The sequence below is a fragment of the Hahella sp. CCB-MM4 genome, assembly GCF_002260525.1.
Lineage (GTDB): Bacteria > Pseudomonadota > Gammaproteobacteria > Pseudomonadales > Oleiphilaceae > Hahella.
Map to the genome: position 1 here is coordinate 1 of NZ_MRYI01000150.1, position 504 is coordinate 504.

The following is a 504-nucleotide window of genomic DNA, read 5'->3' on the forward strand; positions in this document are numbered from 1 at the left end:
TGTACGACGCGGCTGCCGCCGGCCAGGCCCAGGCGGACCGTCGCCGCACGGCCGACCGGCTTCGGCGCCATGGCGTCGTCGTGGTGGACGCCACCCCGGACCATCTCGCTCCCGCGCTGGCCGATGCGTATTTGGCTCTGAAAGGCGCAGGTCGTCTCTGAGGGACCTGCGGGCCGGCCCGGAGGGGGACGGGCCGCCGAGCGGGGCCGGCGGCGCCGTGCCGGTCTGCGCGACCGGGACCGGGCCCGGAACGCAGAAAAGCCCCGCACCATCACGGTGCGGGGCTCTCCCACAATAATTGTTCGGCGGCGTCCTACTCTCCCACAGGGTCCCCCCTGCAGTACCATCGGCGCTGAAAGGCTTAGCTTCCGGGTTCGGAATGTAACCGGGCGTTTCCCTAACGCAATGACCACCGAAACACTATGAAACAATCAAACCAACCGGGCAACAACACAGCCGTTCGTTATTTCAGAACTAACACAGTGGACGCGAGCAACTGAGGAC

Annotated in this window: 1 rRNA gene; it reads right to left on the minus strand. The window is 66.5% G+C overall.

The annotated features are described in order from the left end of the window. Positions 1 to 300: 300 nt before the first annotated feature. Positions 301 to 417: ribosomal RNA gene (rrf, locus tag BTA51_RS29790) — 5S ribosomal RNA — on the minus strand. Positions 418 to 504 lie beyond the last annotated feature (87 nt).